This window comes from Sphingopyxis sp. OAS728, assembly GCF_014873485.1.
Classification (GTDB): domain Bacteria; phylum Pseudomonadota; class Alphaproteobacteria; order Sphingomonadales; family Sphingomonadaceae; genus Sphingopyxis.
The window spans coordinates 1,682,016-1,701,523 of sequence record NZ_JADBDT010000001.1; the positions used below are offsets into that span (position 1 = coordinate 1,682,016).

The 19,508-nt window shown below is 64.2% G+C and carries 15 protein-coding genes, 1 tRNA gene and 1 pseudogene; 10 read left to right on the forward strand and 7 right to left on the reverse strand.

Going from position 1 to position 19,508, the window contains the following annotated elements; all coding sequences use genetic code 11:
• Positions 1 to 65 precede the first annotated feature (65 nt).
• The 3 genes and pseudogenes from GGC65_RS07875 to GGC65_RS07885 all read left to right on the forward strand — a co-directional run.
• Positions 66 to 1,244 carry a vWA domain-containing protein gene (locus GGC65_RS07875; RefSeq protein ID WP_054730936.1) on the forward strand — a complete coding sequence of 393 codons (1,179 nt, stop codon included), beginning with the start codon at positions 66 to 68 and terminating at the stop codon, positions 1,242 to 1,244.
• A gap of 31 nt (positions 1,245 to 1,275) precedes the next feature.
• Positions 1,276 to 2,082, forward strand: coding sequence for a lipid II flippase Amj family protein (locus tag GGC65_RS07880; RefSeq protein ID WP_192646650.1), 807 nt, complete (start codon positions 1,276 to 1,278; stop codon positions 2,080 to 2,082).
• Positions 2,075 to 2,923, forward strand: a pseudogene (locus GGC65_RS07885) (DUF817 domain-containing protein); the annotation flags it as partial. The gene GGC65_RS07880 and the pseudogene GGC65_RS07885, both read left to right, overlap by 8 nt.
• Before the next feature lie 365 nt (positions 2,924 to 3,288).
• On the opposite strand, the gene GGC65_RS07890 reads toward GGC65_RS07885, so the two are convergent.
• Genes GGC65_RS07890 through GGC65_RS07900 form a run of 3 tightly spaced genes read right to left on the reverse strand, consistent with a single transcriptional unit; the run spans position 3,289 to position 6,298 of the window.
• Complete coding sequence (locus tag GGC65_RS07890; RefSeq protein WP_192646651.1) at positions 3,289 to 4,533, reverse strand: M24 family metallopeptidase; 1,245 nt, start codon at positions 4,531 to 4,533, stop codon at positions 3,289 to 3,291.
• A gap of 14 nt (positions 4,534 to 4,547) precedes the next feature.
• Entirely contained in the window at positions 4,548 to 5,753 is a 1,206-nt protein-coding gene (locus tag GGC65_RS07895) for an exo-beta-N-acetylmuramidase NamZ domain-containing protein (protein WP_192646652.1), read from the reverse strand.
• Positions 5,750 to 6,298, reverse strand: a complete 549-nt coding sequence (locus tag GGC65_RS07900) for a DOMON-like domain-containing protein (RefSeq protein ID WP_192646653.1) — start codon at positions 6,296 to 6,298, stop codon at positions 5,750 to 5,752. Before GGC65_RS07900 ends, GGC65_RS07895 begins: the two co-directional genes overlap by 4 nt.
• 41 nt (positions 6,299 to 6,339) lie before the next feature.
• Between GGC65_RS07900 and tyrS the strand changes: the two genes are divergently transcribed.
• Together tyrS and GGC65_RS07910 are read left to right on the forward strand one after the other, a co-directional pair.
• Positions 6,340 to 7,566 carry a tyrosine--tRNA ligase gene (tyrS, locus tag GGC65_RS07905; protein ID WP_192646654.1) on the forward strand — a complete coding sequence of 409 codons (1,227 nt, stop codon included), beginning with the start codon at positions 6,340 to 6,342 and terminating at the stop codon, positions 7,564 to 7,566.
• A 75-nt stretch (positions 7,567 to 7,641) separates the two neighbouring features.
• Positions 7,642 to 7,983, forward strand: a complete 342-nt coding sequence (locus GGC65_RS07910) for a PilZ domain-containing protein (RefSeq protein ID WP_192646655.1) — start codon at positions 7,642 to 7,644, stop codon at positions 7,981 to 7,983.
• Here GGC65_RS07910 and recG read toward each other — a convergent pair.
• The gene (recG, locus tag GGC65_RS07915; RefSeq protein ID WP_192646656.1) at positions 7,980 to 10,046 is read right to left on the reverse strand and encodes an ATP-dependent DNA helicase RecG; all 2,067 of its coding nucleotides are present in this window, start codon (positions 10,044 to 10,046) and stop codon (positions 7,980 to 7,982) included. The genes GGC65_RS07910 and recG overlap by 4 nt on opposite strands.
• Positions 10,047 to 10,250: 204 nt before the next feature.
• On the opposite strand from recG, the gene GGC65_RS07920 reads away from it, so the two are divergent.
• On the forward strand, positions 10,251 to 10,511 hold the full coding sequence (locus GGC65_RS07920; RefSeq protein ID WP_192646657.1) for a succinate dehydrogenase assembly factor 2: 261 nt from the start codon (positions 10,251 to 10,253) through the stop codon (positions 10,509 to 10,511).
• Positions 10,508 to 14,002 (forward strand): transcription-repair coupling factor, encoded by a 3,495-nt coding sequence (mfd, locus tag GGC65_RS07925; RefSeq protein ID WP_192646658.1) that lies wholly within the window; start codon positions 10,508 to 10,510, stop codon positions 14,000 to 14,002. The genes GGC65_RS07920 and mfd overlap by 4 nt, the downstream gene beginning before the upstream one ends.
• On the opposite strand, the gene GGC65_RS07930 is transcribed toward mfd, so the two are convergent.
• Positions 13,999 to 15,198 (reverse strand): GGDEF domain-containing phosphodiesterase, encoded by a 1,200-nt coding sequence (locus tag GGC65_RS07930; RefSeq protein WP_192646659.1) that lies wholly within the window; start codon positions 15,196 to 15,198, stop codon positions 13,999 to 14,001. The genes mfd and GGC65_RS07930 overlap by 4 nt on opposite strands.
• Before the next feature lie 59 nt (positions 15,199 to 15,257).
• On the opposite strand from GGC65_RS07930, the gene moaA reads away from it, so the two are divergent.
• From moaA to GGC65_RS07945, 3 genes are all read left to right on the forward strand, one after another.
• Positions 15,258 to 16,274, forward strand: a complete 1,017-nt coding sequence (gene moaA, locus GGC65_RS07935; protein ID WP_192646660.1) for a GTP 3',8-cyclase MoaA — start codon at positions 15,258 to 15,260, stop codon at positions 16,272 to 16,274.
• A gap of 30 nt (positions 16,275 to 16,304) precedes the next feature.
• Positions 16,305 to 17,075: an NAD kinase gene (locus tag GGC65_RS07940; protein ID WP_039576190.1), complete on the forward strand. Its 771-nt coding sequence runs from the start codon at positions 16,305 to 16,307 to the stop codon at positions 17,073 to 17,075.
• Between the two features lie 61 nt (positions 17,076 to 17,136).
• Positions 17,137 to 17,211, forward strand: a tRNA-Asn gene (locus GGC65_RS07945).
• Positions 17,212 to 17,610: 399 nt separating this feature from the next.
• Here the strand turns inward: GGC65_RS07945 and GGC65_RS07950 are convergent.
• Complete coding sequence (locus GGC65_RS07950; protein WP_192646661.1) at positions 17,611 to 18,951, reverse strand: MFS transporter; 1,341 nt, start codon at positions 18,949 to 18,951, stop codon at positions 17,611 to 17,613.
• A gap of 10 nt (positions 18,952 to 18,961) precedes the next feature.
• Positions 18,962 to 19,492, reverse strand: coding sequence for a hypothetical protein (locus GGC65_RS07955; protein ID WP_192646662.1), 531 nt, complete (start codon positions 19,490 to 19,492; stop codon positions 18,962 to 18,964).
• Positions 19,493 to 19,508: the final 16 nt, after the last annotated feature.

Here is a 19,508-nt window from a genome sequence, read left to right on the forward strand (position 1 = left end):
AGGATGCCGCTTTCCGTGAACGTAAAGTGATTGCGCCGACCGCCCGAACGCGATACCCCTGCCCCATGTTTTTCGGCTTTCTCGACGAGCTTCGCGCCGCGGGCATTCCCGCCAGCCTGAAAGAGCATCTGATGCTGCTGGAGGCGCTCGACCGCGAGGTGATCGATCGCAGCCCCGAGCAATTCTATTATCTGTCGCGCGCGATTTACGTGAAGGACGAGGGCCTGCTCGACCGCTTCGACCAGGTGTTCAACAAGGTCTTCAAGGGCATCATCTCCGACTATGGCCAGAACCCGGTCGATGTTCCCGCCGATTGGCTGAAGGCGGTCGCCGAGAAATTCCTGACGCCCGAGGAAATGGCCGCGATCGAATCGCTCGGCGACTGGGACAAGATCATGGAGACGCTGAAGGAGCGGCTCGAGGAACAGCAGAAGCGCCACGAGGGCGGCAGCAAGTGGATCGGCACCGGCGGCACCAGTCCCTTCGGCAATTCGGGCTATAATCCCGAGGGCGTGCGGATCGGCGGCGAGAGCAAGCACAAGCGCGCGCTGAAAGTCTGGGAAAAGCGCGAGTTCCAGAACCTCGACAACACCAAGGAACTCGGTACCCGCAACATCAAGATCGCGCTGCGCCGCCTGCGCAAGTTCGCGCGCGAAGGCGCGGCGGACGAACTCGACATTCCGGGCACGATCGACGGCACCGCGCGGCAGGGCTGGCTCGACATCAAGATGCGCCCCGAACGGCGCAATGCGGTCAAATTGTTGCTGTTCCTCGACGTCGGCGGATCGATGGACCCGTTCATCAAGCTCTGCGAGGAATTGTTCAGCGCCGCGACGACCGAGTTCAAGAATCTCGAATTCTTCTATTTTCACAATTGCCCGTACGAAGGCGTGTGGAAGGACAACAAGCGCCGCTGGTCCGAACGCCACCAGATGTGGGATATCCTCCACAAATATGGCCATGACTATAAGGTGATCTTCGTGGGCGACGCATCGATGTCGGCCTATGAAATCACCCATCCGGGCGGCAGCGTCGAACATTTCAACGAGGAATCGGGCGCGGTGTGGCTTCAGCGCATCACCCACGTCTATCCCGCCGCGGTGTGGCTCAATCCGGTGCCCGAGGCGCATTGGGGCTACACCCAGTCGGTGAAGCTGATCAAACAGCTGATGAACGACCGCATGTATCCGCTGACCCTCGCCGGACTGGACGATGCGATGCGCGAGCTGACGCGAAAGCATTGACGCGGCGTGGGCGGGCGCTAGGGGCGCGAAGATGATCGACCTCCCCCTCGTCACCATCCTGCTGCTCACCGGCTTCATCAACCTGATCGGTGCGCTCGCCTATGCCGCGCGCATCGCCGGGGTCCGCACACGGCGCATCGCGATGTCGTTCGCGCTGTTCAACATCCTCGTGCTCTTCTCGCGCACGTCGAACAGCTTTCTCGGCCCCTTCCTCGCCAAGCGCATCGAGACGCGTATCCATGACGGCAGCGGCGCATCGCTGTTCATCGACATGCAACTGGTGCTCGCCGCAGCGAGCGTCGCGACATTGATCGGCATCCTGCTCGTCCCCACCGGGCAGCGCATGTTCGCCACCGCGATCGGCTGGTATCAGAACAACCGTTCGACGACGAAACTCGCGATCAAGGCCGCAAGCCCGAGCGGCCTGCGCACATTGGGCCGGTCGCTGACCATCCCCAGCCTTTCGCATCTCAAAAGCTGGAAGATGCCGAAGGGGATCGGCTGGGGCGTGTTGATCGCCAATTGCCTCGCGCAATCGCTGCTCGCTGTCGGCGTCGTCGCCTCGCTTTACGCCGGCTATCTCGCGCCCGAATTCCGCGTCACGGCATCGCAGCTTTCGGCGCTGATCAACGGCTTTGCGACGATCCTGCTCTTTGCCTTCATCGACCCGCAATTGTCTGTGATGACCGACGATGCGGTCGAGGGCAAAGTCGACGAGGCCGATTTCCGCCGCGCGATCACCTTCATCTCGCTGAGCCGCCTCGCCGGTACGATCCTCGCGCAGGCGCTGTTGCTGCCTGCCGCGGCACTGATCGCCTACGTCGCCATCTATGTCTGAACCCAATGGGCGCGCGGCGCGCGGCCACAGCCGCTTTCACGCCGTCCGCGCACGGCTGGAGGCGATGGCGGTCGAGCCGGGGCCGCGCGGCTGGTTCCTCGAATTTCTGGTCTTCGGTTTCAAACAGGGCTGGGCGTGCCTGTTCGGCGGGTTGATGCTCGCGCTGTTGCTCGGCACGCATCTCTTCTGGCCCGAGGGTGCACCGCTCCATCGCTATGATGCGATCACGATCGGCGCAGTGCTGATCCAGCTCGGCATGCTCGCTTTCCGGCTTGAGACGCCGAAGGAAGCACTGGTCATCCTGATCTTCCACATCGTCGGCACGGTGATGGAATTGTTCAAGACCGCCGCGGGATCGTGGCAATATCCCGAGGCCAGCCTGCTCCACATCGGCGCGGTGCCGCTCTTCTCGGGCTTCATGTACGCCGCGGTCGGCAGCTATATCGCGCGCGTCTGGCGCATCTTCGACTTCCGCTACACGGGTTATCCGCGCATTTGGGCAAGCTATCTTCTTGCCGCGGCAATCTACGTCAATTTCTTCGCGCACCACTGGCTCTACGACATCCGCTGGCTGCTGTTCGCCGCGACCGCCCTGCTCTTCTGGCGCTGTCAGGTGTGGTTCCGCCCGCTCCACGTCTATCGCCGGATGCCGCTGCTCGTCGGCTGGGGCCTCGTCGCGCTGTTCATCTGGTTCGCCGAGAATATCGGAACCTTTGCGCGCGCATGGACCTATCCGAGCCAAAACGACGGCTGGCACATGGTCGGGCTCGAAAAGCTCGGCAGTTGGTATCTGCTGATGATCATATCGTTCGTACTGGTCAGCCTCGTCCAGCGACCGAAGGCGCCGGACCCCACTGCAGAAAAGGGCACGCCCACGCTGTACCCCGAAGCTCGCTGGGTCGTGGTCATTGACGATGACGTGTTGGCTGTTACCGACGGCAAGGGTGAAAGAATGGCTTGCCCATTATCCGATATCGCCGGAATTATTATCGAGACCAACGACAGTGGACCGTGGGGAAGCGATGTTTGGTGGATGTTCCTTGGGCCCGATGGTCGGCCGAATCTGGCATATCCGCAGGGTGCGACGGGCGAAGCCCCGGTCCTCGAACGGATCACGAAATTACCCGGCTTCGATCACGCCGAAATGATCGCCGCGACGGCATCCACCGACAACGCCAGGTTCATCGTCTGGAAAAAGAAGACCCCTTAGCCGAACGGCTTGTCGATCGACGGCGGCGGTTCGCTGAACCACTTCGGGCCACTGTCCGTCATGTAGAAACAATCCTCGAGCCTTATGCCGAACTCGCCGGGGATATAGATGCCGGGTTCGTTCGAGAAACACATGCCGGGCGCCAGCTTCGTCGTCTCGCCATGCACAAGGTTCACCGGCTCGTGTCCGTCGAGGCCGATGCCGTGGCCGGTGCGGTGCGAGGTGCCGGGAAGCTTGTAGCCGGGCCCCCAGCCGAGGCTCTCATAATAAGCGCGCACCGCATCGTCGACCTTGCCCGCCGGCGTGCCGAGCTTGGCCGCGGCGAAGGCGACATCCTGTCCCTTGCGCATCTGGTCCCAGACCTGCCGCTGGCGCGCACTCGCCTTGCCGTAGACGAAGGTCCGCGAAATATCGGATTGATAACCATGCACCGTCGCGCCGCAGTCCATCAGCACGACCTCGCCATCCTTCACCGCCTGCGGCTTGCCGCTGCCATGGGGATAGGCGCTTGCCTCGCCGAGCAGGATCAACTCGAACTCGCTGCGCCCGCCGAGCGCGATGGTCGCGGCCTTCATGATCGCGCCGATATCGGCGGGGGTCATTCCGGCTTCAACGCGCGGCGCGGTGTGGCGATAGGCGGCGAGCGTGATGTCGGCCGCGATCTGCATCAACGCAATCTCGGCGGGCGACTTGTGCATCCGGCAACCGCGCACGACCGGCGCGCCGTTGACCACGGTCACGCCCGGCATCGCCTTTTCGAGCCCGTCGACGGCGAAATAGCGCACCGTTTCCTCGACGCCTATCTTGCCTTTGGTCAGCCCGCGTTTGCCGAGCCACGCCGCGACCGCTGCGAGCGGGTTCTCGTCCTCGTTCCACGTCAGCACCTCGGCCTCGACGCCCAGGCTCTCGCGCACCGAAGGTTCCTCGAAGAAGGGGGTGACGATCGCGACCTCGCCCTCGCGCGTCAGCACCGCGGCGGTCAGCCGTTCGCTGCGCCACCATTCGACCTCGGTGAAATAGATGAGACTCGATCCCGGCTCGATCAGCAAAGCGCCGATGTCGTTCGCGCGCATCAACTCCTTCGCTTTGGCGATCCGCGCCATGCGCTCGGCCTTGCCGATCGGCACCGCCTTGGCTGCAAGGTTGGGGAGCCCCGCGGTATCGGCGGCGAACGCCGATGCGGGCAGCGCCGCGGCTAAGCAGGCCAGCGTGGCGGTGCCGAGAAATTGCCGTCGGTGCATCATCGTCCCCTTCGTCAGTAGATCAGCAGATCGGCGATTTCTTCACGCCACGCCGCCTCGTCGGGCTGCGCCAGTGCATCGAGATCGCTCGCCGTCGCCCCCGCATCGTCGACCCACTCGCGCAGACCCGGGCCGCCGTTGATCACGTCGATCGCGAGCACATCGTCGGTGTATTCATATTTGAAATCCTTGCCGCGCCAGATCGGATAGTCGGGATAGAGGCCGCGGATCGCCTTGAAGCCCAATGCCTGCACGCGCCACGGCTGGAACGCGTCATCGTCGTACCAGGGTCCGTCGGCATGGATATGCACCCCGCTGTTGAGCTGACCGACATGTTTGTGGAAGGTCGGCTGGAACCAGATATCGCGCAGCTTGCACCCGCCGAGCCATTGCGGCGCGAGGCGCTGCATTTCGGCGATCACCGCCTTGGCGTTGATATCGGGCGCGCCAAACAGTTCGAGCGGGCGCGTCGTGCCGCGACCTTCGCTGAGCGTCGCGCCTTCAACCATCACCGTTCCGGCGTAGGCGCGTGCCATATTGACGTTGGCAGCATTCGGGCTGGGGTTGATCCACACGCGGTCCATTGGCCAGCCGAAGCCGGGACCTTTCGGATCCCATCCTTCCATGCCTATCACGCGATAATCGACGTCGAGGTTGAAGTGGCGGATGAACCAGTGCCCGATCTCGCCCATCGTGAGGCCATGGCGCATCACCATCGGCCCGGCGCCGACGAAGCTTTCCCAGCCGGGCAGAAGCCGCGTGCCCTCGACGGGGCGTCCAGCCGGATTGGGCCGGTCGAGCACCCACACAGCCTTGCCATGCTGCGCCGCGGCTTCGAGGATGTAGAGCAGGGTCGTCACATAGGTGTAGATGCGGCAACCGAGATCCTGCAGGTCGACGAGCATCACGTCGAAGGTGTGCATCGACTGGCCACTCGGGCGCCGCACCTCGCCATAGAGGCTGAACACCGGCATGCCATAGGTCGGATCGGTGAAGTCGGGCGACTCCATCATATTGTCCTGAAGGTCGCCGCGCACGCCATGCTGCGGTCCGAATACCGCGGTGATATCGAGCCCCGCGGTAACAAGCGCATCGAGACTATGCGTCAGGTCGGCGGTGACCGAGGCGGGGTGTGCGAGCAGCGCGACGCGCTTGCCTTCGAGCGGTTTGCGAAGCGCCGGGTCGGCGAGCAGGCGGTCGATGCCGAAGTTTACTGTCATGCCGCGTCGGGTGCCCCAAGCGTGAGCGCAAAGCAATCGGGATGATGGAAGTCGGGCTTGCCCGGCGGATGCGCGAGCGCCCAATAGCTTTTGGTGCCGTCGAGTTCCTCGATCACCGCCGACAGCGCGAGCTTGGCCCCATTATCGGGAAAGATGCCGGGTTCGACGCGCAGCGCATAGCTTTGCTCGCCCTTCTCCGCCGCCATTTCCCATGGCGCGAGATCGTCGGTGCGGAGCAGCGAGCGATAGTCGTCGAACTGGTAGCAGGCCCAGCGGCCGTCGGGCGAATAGTTGAACTCGGTATAATCGGGCTCGCCCTGTTCGGTCAGGAAGGCTTCGAAGCAGGTGCTTTCCCACAGGCCATCGGTCGCGCTGTCCGCGATGACGAGTTCGCCCTGCCCGTCGGGCAGCACCAACGCGGAGATCGCGCCGTCGACGATGAAGCGCAGCGCAAAGCCGTCGTCGAACGACAGGCTGACCTCGACCGCAACGCCGCGCACGGCCTTGCCCGGAGTCGCCGGATGACAGATCAGCTCTTTGCGCATGCTATCCAAATATCAAACCCCATGCTAAGCGCCCGCCCGCTATGACCAGTTACAAATCCGACCTGCTGCGCCTGCTCGACGAGCGAGGCTATATCCATCAGACGACCGACGCGGAAGGGCTCGATGCGCTTGCCGCGAAACAGGTTGTCCCGGGATATATCGGCTTCGACGCGACCGCACCCAGCTTGCATGTCGGCAGCCTCGTCCAGATCATGATGCTGCGCCGCCTGCAACAGACGGGGCACAAGCCCGTCGTGCTGATGGGCGGCGGGACAACGCGGATCGGCGATCCCACAGGGCGCGACGAGAGCCGCAAGATGCTGTCGGACGAGACGATCGCCGCGAACATCGCTTCGATCTTCAGCATATTCCAGCAGTTCCTGCACTTCGGCGACGGGCCGACCGATGCGGTGATGGTCGACAATCAGGACTGGCTCGGCAAGCTCGGCTATATCGAATTGCTGCAGGAAGTCGGCACGCATTTCACGATCAACCGCATGATGACCTTCGATTCGGTCAAGCTGCGGCTCGATCGCGAACAGCCGATGACCTTCCTCGAATTCAATTACATGATCCTGCAGGGCTACGACTTCCGTCACCTGTCGAAGGACATGAATGTCCGCCTGCAGATGGGCGGGTCGGACCAGTGGGGCAATATTGTCAACGGTATGGAACTCGGCCGCCGCATGGACGGCGCCGATCTCTATGGCCTCACGACTCCGCTGCTGACGACCGCGGCGGGAGCCAAAATGGGCAAAACCGCCGCCGGCGCGGTCTGGCTTAATCCCGAACAACTGTCCCATTTTGACTATTGGCAATATTGGCGCAACTGCGACGACCGCGACGTCGGCAAGTTCCTGAAGCTCTTCACCGACCTGCCGCTCGATGAGATCGCGCGATTGGAAGCGCTCGAAGGCGCGGAGATCAACGAGGCGAAGAAGATCCTCGCGAACGAAGCGACCGCGATGTGCCGCGGCGCGGACGCCGCGAAGACCGCTGCAGAGACCGCGACGCAAACCTTTGAAAAGGGACAGATCGGTGGCGACCTTCCGCAGGCCGTCGCGCCCGCCGAAGGCATCAGCGTCGTCGATGCGCTGCGCGAATTGGGCTTCGCAGCGTCGAACAAGGAGGCGCGCCGCAAGCTTGAGGAGGGCGCGGTGAAGGTCGACGGCACGGTCGTTCGCGACCCGCAGCACCTGATCCAGCCCGGCGCCGAAGCCGTTCCACTGAGCCTCGGGTCAAAAAAACATGGTCTTGTGACGCGGTAACGCGCAGAGAAGCGTTTACGACTTTTTCAGCAATCGGATGGATCGTTCATGGCCAAATCAACAAGGTCCACGAATATGCGCAAGATCGACACCAGCAAGGCCCATTATGTCGGCCTCGACCAGCGGATCGCTCCGCGTAGCGACGTCTATTGCCGCCTGCCCTTCGTCATGCCCGATGGACGACAGGAAATGTGCACCTGCGTCAATATCAGCGCCGATGGTATGCTGATGCGCTTCGAACGCGGGCTGGAGATCGGCGACCTCGTCGTATTCCGCATGCCGATCATCGGCCGCACCGCGGCAAAGGTTGTCTGGTCGCTCGGCGGCAAGACCGGTGTGCAGTTCGACAAGTCGATCTCGGTAGAGGATTATCTACCGATGATCCGCGCCATGGGCGCGCGGGGCGACGTCAACTAACCGCTTCGCAGCAGCGGCACCGCCGCATCGCGCTCGAACAGATAGAGGCAGAGGCGCACCGCTTCGGCCCGCACGCCGTCCATTCCGCCATCGCGTTCGACAAACAGCCGGGCATCGTCATGTGCGACGGGCAGTAGCCGGACGAGCTGTTCGGCCGTTGCGAGCCGGTAATCGGCATCGCCCGACTGTTTAAGGCCGAGCAGCTCGCCGCCGCCGCGCAGTTCCAGATCCTTCTCGGCAATCACGAAACCGTCGTTGGTGTCGCGCATCAACGCGAGCCGCTCGCGCGCGGTTTCGGACAGATTTTGTGAGCGGAGCAACAGGCAGACCGACTTCGCCGCGCCGCGTCCGACACGGCCGCGGAGCTGATGAAGCTGTGCGAGGCCGAAATTCTCTGCATGCTCGATGATCATCAAACTGGCGGCGGGCACGTCGACCCCGACCTCGATCACCGTCGTCGCGACAAGCACGCCGATCTCGCCCGCCTGGAAGCGCGCCATGACGTCGTCCTTCTCGGGACCCTTCATCCGCCCATGCACCAGACCGACACGTTTTTCGCCGAGCCGCTCACGAAGCAAGGCCGCGCGATCTTCGGCGGCGGCGAGTTCGCTCCCTTCGCTTTCGGCAACAAGCGGACACACCCAATAAGCCTGCGCGCCTGTCGCAAGGTGGCGGTCGAGCGAGTCCACGACGTCGTCGAGCCGGTCGAGCGAGATCACGCGCGTATCGACCGGAGTGCGCCCCGGCGGCATCTCGTCGATCTTCGACACGTCCATCTCGCCATGATTGGCGAGTTGCAGCGTGCGCGGGATCGGGGTCGCGGTCATCACGAGCAGGTGCGGCGGCCGCGCCGCCTTTTGGGTGAGCATCAACCGCTGCGCGACGCCGAAGCGATGCTGTTCGTCGACGACGACAAGCGCCAGATCCTTGTACGTCACCGCCTGCTGGAAAATCGCATGGGTACCGACGAGGATGTCGATACTGCCGTCGGCGAGCCCCATCAGCGTCGATTCGCGAACCTTGCCCTTGTCGCGCCCGGTCAGGATCGCAAGATTCACCGGCAGCCCGCCGAGCATCCGCTGCAAGGTCGCGAAATGCTGCCGCGCGAGGATTTCGGTCGGCGCGAGCAGTGCTGCCTGCGTCCCCGCCTCGACCGCCGCGAGCATCGCGCGCAACGCGACGAGCGTCTTGCCCGACCCGACATCGCCCTGCAGCATGCGCAGCATCGGCGTATCCTGCGCCATGTCGCCCGCAATCTCGCGCCCGACACGTTCCTGCGCGCCGGTCAGCCCGAACGGCAGCTTCAGCGCATCGGTGAGCCGGCCGTCGCCCACGATCGAACGGCCCTTACGCGTGCGGAGCCCCTGCCGGATCAGCATCAGCGCGACCTGGCTTGCGAAAATCTCGTCATAGGCGAGCCGGTCGCGCGCCGCTTCGTCGCGCGGGCTGGCGTGCGCGCGCTCCATCGCCTCGTTCCATGCCGGCCAGTTCCGGCTGGTGAGCAGCGGCGCGTCGATCCACTCGGCAAGCTCGGGCCGCCGTTCGAGCGCGACCTGTCCCAGCTGCGACAGCCGCGCGTTGGTCAGCCCCTCGGTCAGCGGATAGACGGGCTCATGCTCGGCAATCCCCGCCTCGTCGCCGGGTTCGACGACCTGATCGGGGTGCACGATCTGGCGCATGTCGCCATAGAGATCGAGGCGGCCCGACACCCGGCGCTTCTCGCCGAGCGGAAACAGCTTGCGCGCGAGCCCCGACGTCCGCCCGAAATAGACGAGCCGCACATGATCGCCCGCACCGTCGAACGCTTCGACGCCGAAGGGCGCACGCGGCGAGCGGCCGGGGCGATAGTCTTGGGCGGTTAGCTCGACGATGATCGTCTGCCCGGCCTGTGCCTGATCGAGCCGGTCGATGGGAAAGCGCGAGATCAATCCGGTCGGCAGATGGAACAGCACATCGACGACGCGCTCGAGCCCCAACCGCGTCAGCGGCTTGGCAAGCTGCGGTCCGACGCCCTTGAGGTCGGTGAGCGCGGCAAAGAGCGGATTGAGTATCTCGGGTCGCATGGCTAGGGCGTGTCTAGCCCCCACATTCCGTTTGTGTCGAGCGAAGGAAAACGCATCCCTCTCTTCCGTTCGTGCTGAGCTTGTCGAAGCACCGTCCTTTTTCCGGCGGCGCGAAGAAAGAACGGCCCTTCGACAAGCTCAGGGCGAACGGTGAATGGGGCAATGTTCGTTGCCACTTCGACGCTTCCGACTAAAAGGCCCGCCATGCAAGACCGCCTCAAACGCCTGAAATTCCGTGCCTGGCACCGCGGCACGCGCGAGGCCGATTATATGATCGGCGGCTTTTTCGACCGCTATGCGGCCGGCTGGAGCGAGGAAGAGATCGCTTGGTACGAGGTCGTCGTTGAAGAAGATGACGTCGACATCATGGCCTGGGCGCTCGGTACCGGCGAGCCGCCCGCGCATCTCGACCGACCCGAAATGATCGCCGCGATGCGCCGGCTGGACTATATCCCGCTGCCATGACCCGAAGCGCCGCCGACATTTTTGCCGCGATTGCGTCGGCGGCCCAGCCGCTGACGATTTCGCGCGCGGCCGACGGTTTCCTGCCGCTGTTGCTCGCCGATCTGGCGCGCGCGAGCGACAAAAGGCTGGTCTATGTCGCAACCGACGATGCCGCGATGCAGGCGGTCGCCGACGCTGCGCCCTTCTTTGCGCCCGACCTGATCGTCCACCGCTTCCCTGCGTGGGACTGCCTGCCTTATGATCGCGCTGGACCGTCGATGCGGGTCAGCGCGGACCGGCTGGCGACGCTGTCGGCGCTGCAACTGCCGCCGAAGCGCGGCGAGCTGATCCTGACCACCGTCGCCGCGATCACGCAGCGCACGCTGACGCCGTTCCGTATCCGCCAGCTCGCGACGACGCTCGCTGCGGGGCAGCGGATCGACCGCGACGCGCTGGCTGAGCTGCTCGTGTCGAACGGCTTCAGCCGCGTCGACACGGTCGCCGATCAGGGCGAGTTCGCAGTGCGCGGCGGCATTCTCGACCTTTTCCCCGCGGGCGAGGAAAATGGCCTGCGCGTCGATTTCTTCGGCGACGAGATCGAAAGCATCCGCCGTTTCGACCCCGCCGACCAGCGCAGCCTTGGCCCCGCCAAGGCGCTGCAACTGCTTCCCGCGAGCGAAACCTTGCTCGACGAGGCAACGATCAAGCGTTTCCGTTCTGCCTATCGCGACCTATTCGGCGCGCAAGCGACGGGCGACCCGCTCTATCAGGCGGTCAGCGACGGGCGGCGACAGGCGGGCATGGACCATTGGCTGCCGCTGTTCGAGGAACGGTTGGCGACGCTGTTCGACCATATCGATCCGGCGACGCCCGTGCTGCGCGGCCACCGCACCGAAGCCACCGCCGAAACGCGTTTCGCGGCGATCGCCGATTATCATGCGAACCGCGTCGCCGCCGAGCGGGAGTCGCCGGGAAGCTATCGCCCGCAGGCACCCGAGACGCTCTATCTGACCGAAAGCGAATGGGCCGGGGCATCGTCCAATCGCCCGATCCATATCGTCACGCCCTTTGACGTCCCGCCGTCTGCGACGGTGGTCGATCTCGAAACCTTCGCCGCGCGCGATTTCACCCCCGAACGCACCGCCGACGAGAATGTCTATACGAAGGTTGCGGACCACCTCAGCGATGAGCGTCGCAAGGGCCGCAAGACGATCATCGCCAGCTATTCGGGCGGCGCGCGTGAGCGCCTGTCGGGGCTGCTCCGCGACCATGGCGTTACCTCGCTGGCGCCGGTCGATAGTTGGCAGGAGGCACTCGGCACCGCCTCAGCCGAAAGTGGCGGCGCGACCGCGATGGTCGTCCTGCCGCTCGACCATGGCTTTGCCTCCGACGCGATCAGCCTGCTCACCGAACAGGATATCCTTGGCGAGCGCCTCGTCCGCCGCCAGAAGCGCCGCAAGAGCGCCGACGCCTTCCTCGCCGAACTCGCGACCCTCAGCGTCGGCGATCTTGTCGTTCATCTCGATCATGGCATCGGGCGCTATGAGGGGCTGACGCAAATCCCCGTCGGGAGCAGCCCGCACGATTGCGTCGCGCTCACTTATTCGGGTGGCGACAAGCTCTACGTCCCCGTCGAAAATCTCGACGTCCTTTCGCGCTACGGCGGCGAGAGCGAGGGGGTCGGCCTCGACAAGCTCGGCGGCGAGGCGTGGCAGCGCCGCAAGGCGCGGATGAAGGAACGCATCCGCGAGATTGCGGGCGAACTCCTCGCGACCGCGGCGCAGCGCGCGCTGCGTTCGGGCGAATTGCTCGCGCAGGACGCCGCTTATCCCGCCTTCGCGGACCGCTTCCCCTATCAGGAAACCGACGACCAGGACCGCGCGATCGGCGACGTGCTCGCCGACATGGCCTCGGGGCGCCCGATGGACCGGCTGGTGTGCGGCGATGTCGGTTTCGGCAAGACCGAGGTGGCGCTGCGCGCCGCCTTCGTCGCGGCGATGGCGGGAGTGCAGGTCGCGGTCGTGGTGCCGACGACCCTGCTCGCGCGGCAACATTACGCCAATTTCGTCGAACGCTTCAAAGGTTTCCCGGTCAACATCGGTCGCCTGTCGCGGCTCGTCCCCGCGGGCGAAGCGCAGAAGACGCGCGATGGTCTTGCGAGCGGCCAGATCGATATCGTGGTCGGCACCCATGCGGTGATCGCCAAAGCGGTCGAGTTCAAGAATCTCGGCCTCGTGATCGTCGACGAGGAACAGCGTTTCGGCGTCGTGCACAAGGAGCGGCTGAAGCAGCTCAAGGCCGACGTCCATGTGCTGACCCTGACCGCAACCCCGATCCCGCGCACGCTCCAGATGGCGATGTCGGGCCTCCGCGAACTCAGCGTAATCCAGACGCCGCCGGTCGACCGCCTCGCGGTGCGGACGTACGTCGCGCCTTGGGACCCCGTTGTGATCCGCGAAGCGCTGCTCCGCGAGCACGACCGTGGCGGGCAAAGCTTCTTCGTCACCCCGCGGATCAAGGATCTGCCCGATATCGAGGAGTTCCTGCGCACGCGGGTGCCCGAAATCAAATATGTCGTCGCGCATGGCCAGATGGCGCCGGGCGAGGTCGAGGAGCGGATGAGCGCCTTCTACGACCGCAAATATGACGTGCTGGTTTCGACCACGATCGTTGAAAGCGGGCTCGATATCCCGAGTGCGAACACGCTGATCGTCCACCGCGCCGACCGTTTCGGTCTCGCGCAGCTCTATCAGCTGCGCGGCCGCGTCGGGCGGTCGAAGACGCGCGCTTATGCGTATCTGACCACACTCGAAGGCGGCGCGATCACCGACACCGCGGAAAAGCGGCTCAAGCTGCTCGGCGATCTCGACACGCTCGGCGCGGGGTTCCAGCTCGCGAGCCATGATCTCGACATTCGCGGCGCGGGCAATCTCGTCGGCGACGAGCAGTCGGGGCACATTCGCGAGGTCGGTTTCGAACTTTACCAGTCGATGCTCGAGGAGGCGATCCTCGTCGCCAAGGCCGAGGGCATGGGCGCCGCGCCGCCGCGCGAAGCGCTGTCGCCGGTCATCACGGTCGATGCGCCGATCCTGATCCCCGAGGATTATGTCCCCGACCTGCCGCTCCGCATGGCGCTCTATCGCCGGCTTAACGAGGCGGGCGACCGCCCTGCCCTCGATGCCTTCGCCGCCGAGATGATCGACCGTTTCGGCCCACTGCCGCCCGAAACCGCGAACCTCGTCCAGCTGATGGAGATCAAGGCGAACGCCAAGCTCGCGGGCATCGCGAAGCTCGATGTCGGCACCAAGGGCGCGTTGATCAGCTTCCACGGCGACCAGTTCGCGAATGTCCCCGGCCTGATCGCCTATGTCGAGCGGCTGAAGGGCCGCGCGCGCATCCGTCCCGACAACAAGCTGTCGATCAGCGGCGACTGGGTAAGCACCGGCGCACGCCTCAACGGCGCGCTACAGCTATCGAAGGGATTGGGCAAGCTCGCGAAGCAGGTCGCTTAGGCTTCCATCAACGCGAGCAGTTGATCCGCGGGCACGGGTCCCGACTTCAGGAATCCCTGCCACGTCGCAACGCCGAGTTCGGACAGGCGCGCAAGCTGGCGCTCATTCTCGATCCCTTCGGCCACGACCAGCAACCCCAGCGCACGCGCAAGGTCGACGATCGCACGCACGACGATACGGTCGCGGTCGCTACCGTCGATCGTGCGGGTAAAGCCGCTGTCGATCTTCAGATAATCGATCGGCAGCCGCGCGAGCAGCGAGAGGCTGGAATAGCCGGTGCCGAAATCGTCGATCGCGACCGCGACGCCGAGTGCGCGGATCTGCGCCAGCTGTTCGGCGGCGCTCGCGGGGTCGCTCAGCATCGCCTGTTCGGTCAGTTCGAGCGTCAGCCGGTCGGGGTCGACCTTCGCCGCCTTTGCCATCGCGGCGAACCGGCCCGCGAATTCGGGATCGCCGAGATCGGCGGCGGTGATGTTGAGCGAGACGCGGAGTTTCGCCAGAGCCTTGGGCCAGCTCGCCATTTCGGCGAGCGCGACGCGGTGCGCATGTTCGGTGAGCTCGCATTCGAGCCGCGCCGCGCGCGCCGCGGTGACCAGCGGCCCCGCGCCGAGCAGCCCGAGTTCGGGGTGCTGCCAGCGCAGCAGCGCCTCGACGCCCGTCATGGCACCGGTCGCGACATCATATTGCGGCTGATAATGGATCACGACCTCATTCTGCGACAGCGCCGCATGCACCATCACCCCGTCGCGTGCCGAGGCCGGCCGCGACAGCTGATCGCCGGCGTGACGAAGCTGTTCGGCGACCGACTCATCGCGCGTGATCAGCGCCGCGGCGATGCGGATCGACAGGCGGCCGTTCGGATCGCCGACGATCGGCTCGGCCAGCGCGACGTGCAGCGCGCGTTCCTGCGCGCGCAATGCGCCAAGCGACAGCGGCGTCGACGGCACGATCAGGAAGCGCGGGCCGTCGAGGCGGTCGACGCACGATCCGTGGCCGAATTCATCGCTGGCGAAATTTTCGAGCCGCCGCCCGATCTCATCGAGCACCGAATCGCCCGTCGCCTTGCCCGCGCTATTGTTGATGCGCGCCATCTGGTCGACCTGGACCAGGATGACGCCCGCGTCGGCGTCGTGCCGCGCGTGCAGGGCTTCGAGCTTGCGGACGCAGGCGGAAAGGGATTCGGACAGGCGATTCATCGCATTTCTCTAGCAGGCTTTGCTTGCCAAGTTCCTGCCTTTTGCATCAATATGGACGCGTGGCTGTCACATTTTCCCATAGCGCCGCATCCGCGGCGCCGTTGATCGACGGACATGGACGCCGGATCAGCTATTTACGCCTTTCGGTCACCGATCGCTGCGACCTCAGGTGCCGCTATTGCATGGCCGAGGATATGACTTTCCTCCCCAAGTCGGCGGTACTCAGCATCGAGGAAATGGGCGAAATAGCCGAGCGCTTTGTCGCACGCGGGATTCGCCGCATCCGCCTGACCGGCGGCGAACCACTGGTGCGGCGGGGGATCGACACGCTGGCGATGCGGCTGGGCGCGATGATCGGCCATGGCCTCGACGAGCTGACGCTGACCACCAATGGCATGCGGCTCGCCGAACATGCGCCGATGCTCGCGGCGGCGGGGGTCCGCCGGATCAATGTCAGCCTCGATACGCTCGACGCCGCGGCCTTTCGGCACATCACGCGCGTCGGCGACCTCACCGTCGCGCTGCACGGGATCGACGCGGCGCGCGATGCCGGGCTGGCGGTCAAGATTAACATGGTCGCGCTTGCAGGGCTCAACGAGGATCAGCTGCTGCCGATGCTCGATTATTGTGCCGCGACCGGGTGCGATCTCACGCTCATCGAGACGATGCCGGTCGGCGAGGTCGAGGACGACCGCAGCGATCATTATATCCCGCTCCACCACTTCATCGCGCCGCTCCGCGACGCGCGCGCCATCTACTCAGTAGACAAGCGCACCGGCGGCCCGGCACGCTATTTCGCGGTCGAGGACAGCCCGGTGACATTGGGACTGATCACCCCGCTCAGCGACAATTTCTGCGCGACGTGCAACCGCATCCGCCTGACGGTCGAGGGGCGCGTCTATATGTGCCTCGGCCAGGACGACCATGTCGACCTGCGCGCGGCGCTGCGCGAGGGCGGCGATGTCGATGGGTTGATTGATGGCGCTTTGGCTGGCAAACCGCGCGCGCATGACTTTCATATCGAAGGAAAGTCCAAACCGGCGGTCGCGCGTCATATGAGTGCAACGGGCGGCTGACAGGCAGTCCGCGAGGGGAACCGGACCAATATGCATCGCAAGATCGCGCTTGTCGCATCAAACGCGCCCGCGGCCATGGAGGCGGAAGCCGAACTGCGCCCGCTCTATGACTTCGTCGATCTGGCCGAAGCCGATTTGCTGATCGCGCTCGGCGGCGACGGTTTCCTGCTGCACATGCTGCATCAATTGCTCGACCAGCGCCGCAGCATGCCCGTTTTCGGGATGAACCGCGGCACGATCGGCTTCCTGATGAACGAATTCCGCATCGAGGGGCTGGTCGACCGCCTCGCCGCCGCGCGCCCCTTCCTGATCCATCCGCTGTCGGGCGACATCACGACGATCAGCGGCGAGCGCCACATATTGCCCGCGATCAACGAAATCTCGCTACTGCGCGAAACGCGCCAGGCGGCAAAGCTCGAGGTGATGATCAACGAAAAGACGATGCTGGAGGAACTGGCGTGCGACGGCGTGCTCGTGTCGACTCCGGCGGGATCGACCGCCTATAACCTCAGCGCCAACGGCCCGATCCTGCCGCTCGAATCCGAAATGCTGGCTTTGACGCCGATCAGCCCCTTCCGTCCCCGCCGCTGGCGCGGCGCGCTCGTCCCCGAATCGACGAGCATCCGTTTCAACGTCCGCGAGGCGGCGAAACGCCCGGTGAGCGCCGTCGCCGACCAGCGCGAAATCCGCGATGTGAAGACGGTTCTCGTCACCACGGACCGCAGCCGACCGCTGACTTTGCTGTTCGATCCCGATCAGGGATTGGACGAACGCATCGCGATGGAACAATTTATCGTTTGAGGGCTTGATTAATACCGCAACCGACGGCAAAGGGGCCGCCTTGCCTGCTTCGGCGGCGTGTTCCTCGGTAGCTCAGCGGTAGAGCAATCGACTGTTAATCGATCGGTCGTAGGTTCGAATCCTACCCGGGGAGCCAGCTTTTTCCTAACGTGCGCCAGACTACGCCAAAGCACCCAGCTTTGCGGATTTTTGCGGTCTAGTTTGAGCCCTCACGATCAATCAGCGTCGATAAGCACCTCCAATCTCAACAGGGGGCGGTTTATCGTAGTTTTTCGACGCCGCCAAAGCCTGAATCAGCCGAGCAAACTCCGGGAAAGTAATAGAAATTCTAGCGTATATTAGGAAAGGTTGCTGGCGCTGGCCTGCCGCGCTTTTCAACATAAATGGCGTTCGAATCCGGGCCTACATCGCCGTAAATCGACCATACGCAGCGAATCACCCGCTCAGGCCATCCCTCGATTTGGTTCAAGCCATCTCATTTGGCCGGTTGTTGACTGTCCGCTTTCGGCTCCCGATCGCAAGAGTAGCTGCCCTCTCAGTGCCAGTTCCACCAACTGACTGAGGCTGATGCGACGGCCGCAATCGCCGCTGTCCCAAATACAAACGACGCCGCAGAATTTACAGAGCCTACCGAAAGCAAAATTGAAGCTGAAAGTGCCCCTGTCACCTGGCCCGCAAGCCGCGCCGTCCCCTGCACTCCCCCCGCCGAGGCAGCACGGTCAATGGGCGCTGAGAGGAACATGGTGCGGTTATTCGGCGTCTGGAACAGACCGAATCCGATGCCGCAGAGCATGACTCCGAGTATGTGCACCGGAATGCTTAGAGCCAGTGGGGCGACTGTTAACGTAGAAAGTCCACACGCAAGTACCAACCCGCCAGCGGCGCAGAGCTGAGCGGGCTGAACGCGCTCTAGCAGGCGCGAGGTGATCGGCGTCGTAAATAGCACAGCGAGCGGCCAGGGCGTCATTACCAAGGCGGTGTCTCGGGCCGATAATCCAAGCCGGTCATGCAAGGCGAACGGCAGAATCAACAGCGCCATGCCCATCGCGAAAAAACACAAAACCGACGCGAGCACGGACAAGGTGAAGCTGGGCGACCGAAAGAGCGGCAACGGAAGAAATGGCTCGTTTCGGCGGAGATCCCGCCGGACAAGGCCCCACAGGCCTAGGCCTCCCACCGCCGATAGCAGCATGGCGGCCAGCAACGATTGGCGCACGAAGCCAGCGGCGAGGACGAAAGCCGGAATCACGGTGACGTAAGCAAGCAGGCCGACGCTATCGAGTTTCTTTCCCACGCTCCGCCAGGACGGTAGCGAACATGCCCCGACCAATGCCATGCCCGCCAACAGCACGCTCCCCGCAAAAGCAAATCGCCAGCTTCCAAGGCCGATCAGCAAAGCACCAATCGTCGGCCCGGCCGCGGAAAATAACGCGACCGTCATCGCGTTCCAACCGATCGCGCGTCCAAAGTCGCCCTCTGCAACCGTCTGGCGGAGCAAAGCAACGCCCAAGGCCATGATCGCCGCGGCCCCGACGCCCTGAACAGCTCTGAACGCGACAAGCGAAGGGAAGGTCGGCGCAATTGATGATGCGAAGGCGCAGAGCGTGAACAGAGCCACCCCAGCGACAAAGGTCAGACGATAACCGAAACGCTCGCCGACCGCAGCGAGCGGCAGTAGGCCGGCGACGAGCGCACCCTGATAGGCGATCAGGAGCCATGCTGCGACCGCGGGGTCGATGCGAAGCGCGGTCGCTATCGAAGGCAGCGCTATATTGACGCTAGATGCGTCGAGAACGGCGGCGGCCATCGCGAAGAGCACGCTGGCGATTGCAAGGCGGCGGCGCAGCGTGTCGGGTAAAGCTGAGATGCTCGTCACGGCTGCGATCTCAGGCAGAAGCGACCCAGACGCCGCCCGCGTCGGCATAACGGACCATCCTTGTATCGAGGCGGAGGTCGCGCGCGGTGAAGCGGAACTGGATCGCCGGTCCGCTCACGCAGCGCGTGTCGTGGATATCGCCGGGCAGATAAACCTGCACGTCCCCGGGCCGAACGCGTGGTGATCCGCGTTTGACGAGACGCGTGCCCTCCCCCTTCTCCTCGAAGCGATCGTAGGTGCCCATCTCCATTTCACCGTGCAGCACACCGTAGATGACCCAGCTCTCGCCATGATCATGCGGCACCCGATAGCGCCCTTCGGCCTCGGTGTGCGCCAGGAGAACGAAACCGTGAACCGGATCGCGATAGAGTTCCCGGCTTTCAGGACGTTCGAGGCAGAGGTCAGCGAGCCACGCCTCGGTTTGCGGCGCCCGAAGCAGTTCAGCGAGGTGTGCGCTGCATGTGTCAATCAGTTCGGACGTCAACGCCCCCCAGCTATCGCGGACACGGCCGGCGAAGAGATCGAGTGCGGTTCCAGTCATCGCAAAACTCCTGTCT

Coding starts and splice junctions, on each gene's coding strand:
- GGC65_RS07875 (WP_054730936.1), top strand. CDS start 66: ATGTTTTTCGGCTTTCTCGACGAGCTTCGCGCCGCGGGCATTCCCGCC.
- GGC65_RS07880 (WP_192646650.1), top strand. CDS start 1,276: ATGATCGACCTCCCCCTCGTCACCATCCTGCTGCTCACCGGCTTCATC.
- GGC65_RS07890 (WP_192646651.1), bottom strand. CDS start 4,533: ATGCACCGACGGCAATTTCTCGGCACCGCCACGCTGGCCTGCTTAGCC.
- GGC65_RS07895 (WP_192646652.1), bottom strand. CDS start 5,753: ATGACAGTAAACTTCGGCATCGACCGCCTGCTCGCCGACCCGGCGCTT.
- GGC65_RS07900 (WP_192646653.1), bottom strand. CDS start 6,298: ATGCGCAAAGAGCTGATCTGTCATCCGGCGACTCCGGGCAAGGCCGTG.
- tyrS (WP_192646654.1), top strand. CDS start 6,340: ATGACCAGTTACAAATCCGACCTGCTGCGCCTGCTCGACGAGCGAGGC.
- GGC65_RS07910 (WP_192646655.1), top strand. CDS start 7,642: ATGCGCAAGATCGACACCAGCAAGGCCCATTATGTCGGCCTCGACCAG.
- recG (WP_192646656.1), bottom strand. CDS start 10,046: ATGCGACCCGAGATACTCAATCCGCTCTTTGCCGCGCTCACCGACCTC.
- GGC65_RS07920 (WP_192646657.1), top strand. CDS start 10,251: ATGCAAGACCGCCTCAAACGCCTGAAATTCCGTGCCTGGCACCGCGGC.
- mfd (WP_192646658.1), top strand. CDS start 10,508: ATGACCCGAAGCGCCGCCGACATTTTTGCCGCGATTGCGTCGGCGGCC.
- GGC65_RS07930 (WP_192646659.1), bottom strand. CDS start 15,198: ATGAATCGCCTGTCCGAATCCCTTTCCGCCTGCGTCCGCAAGCTCGAA.
- GGC65_RS07940 (WP_039576190.1), top strand. CDS start 16,305: ATGCATCGCAAGATCGCGCTTGTCGCATCAAACGCGCCCGCGGCCATG.
- GGC65_RS07955 (WP_192646662.1), bottom strand. CDS start 19,492: ATGACTGGAACCGCACTCGATCTCTTCGCCGGCCGTGTCCGCGATAGC.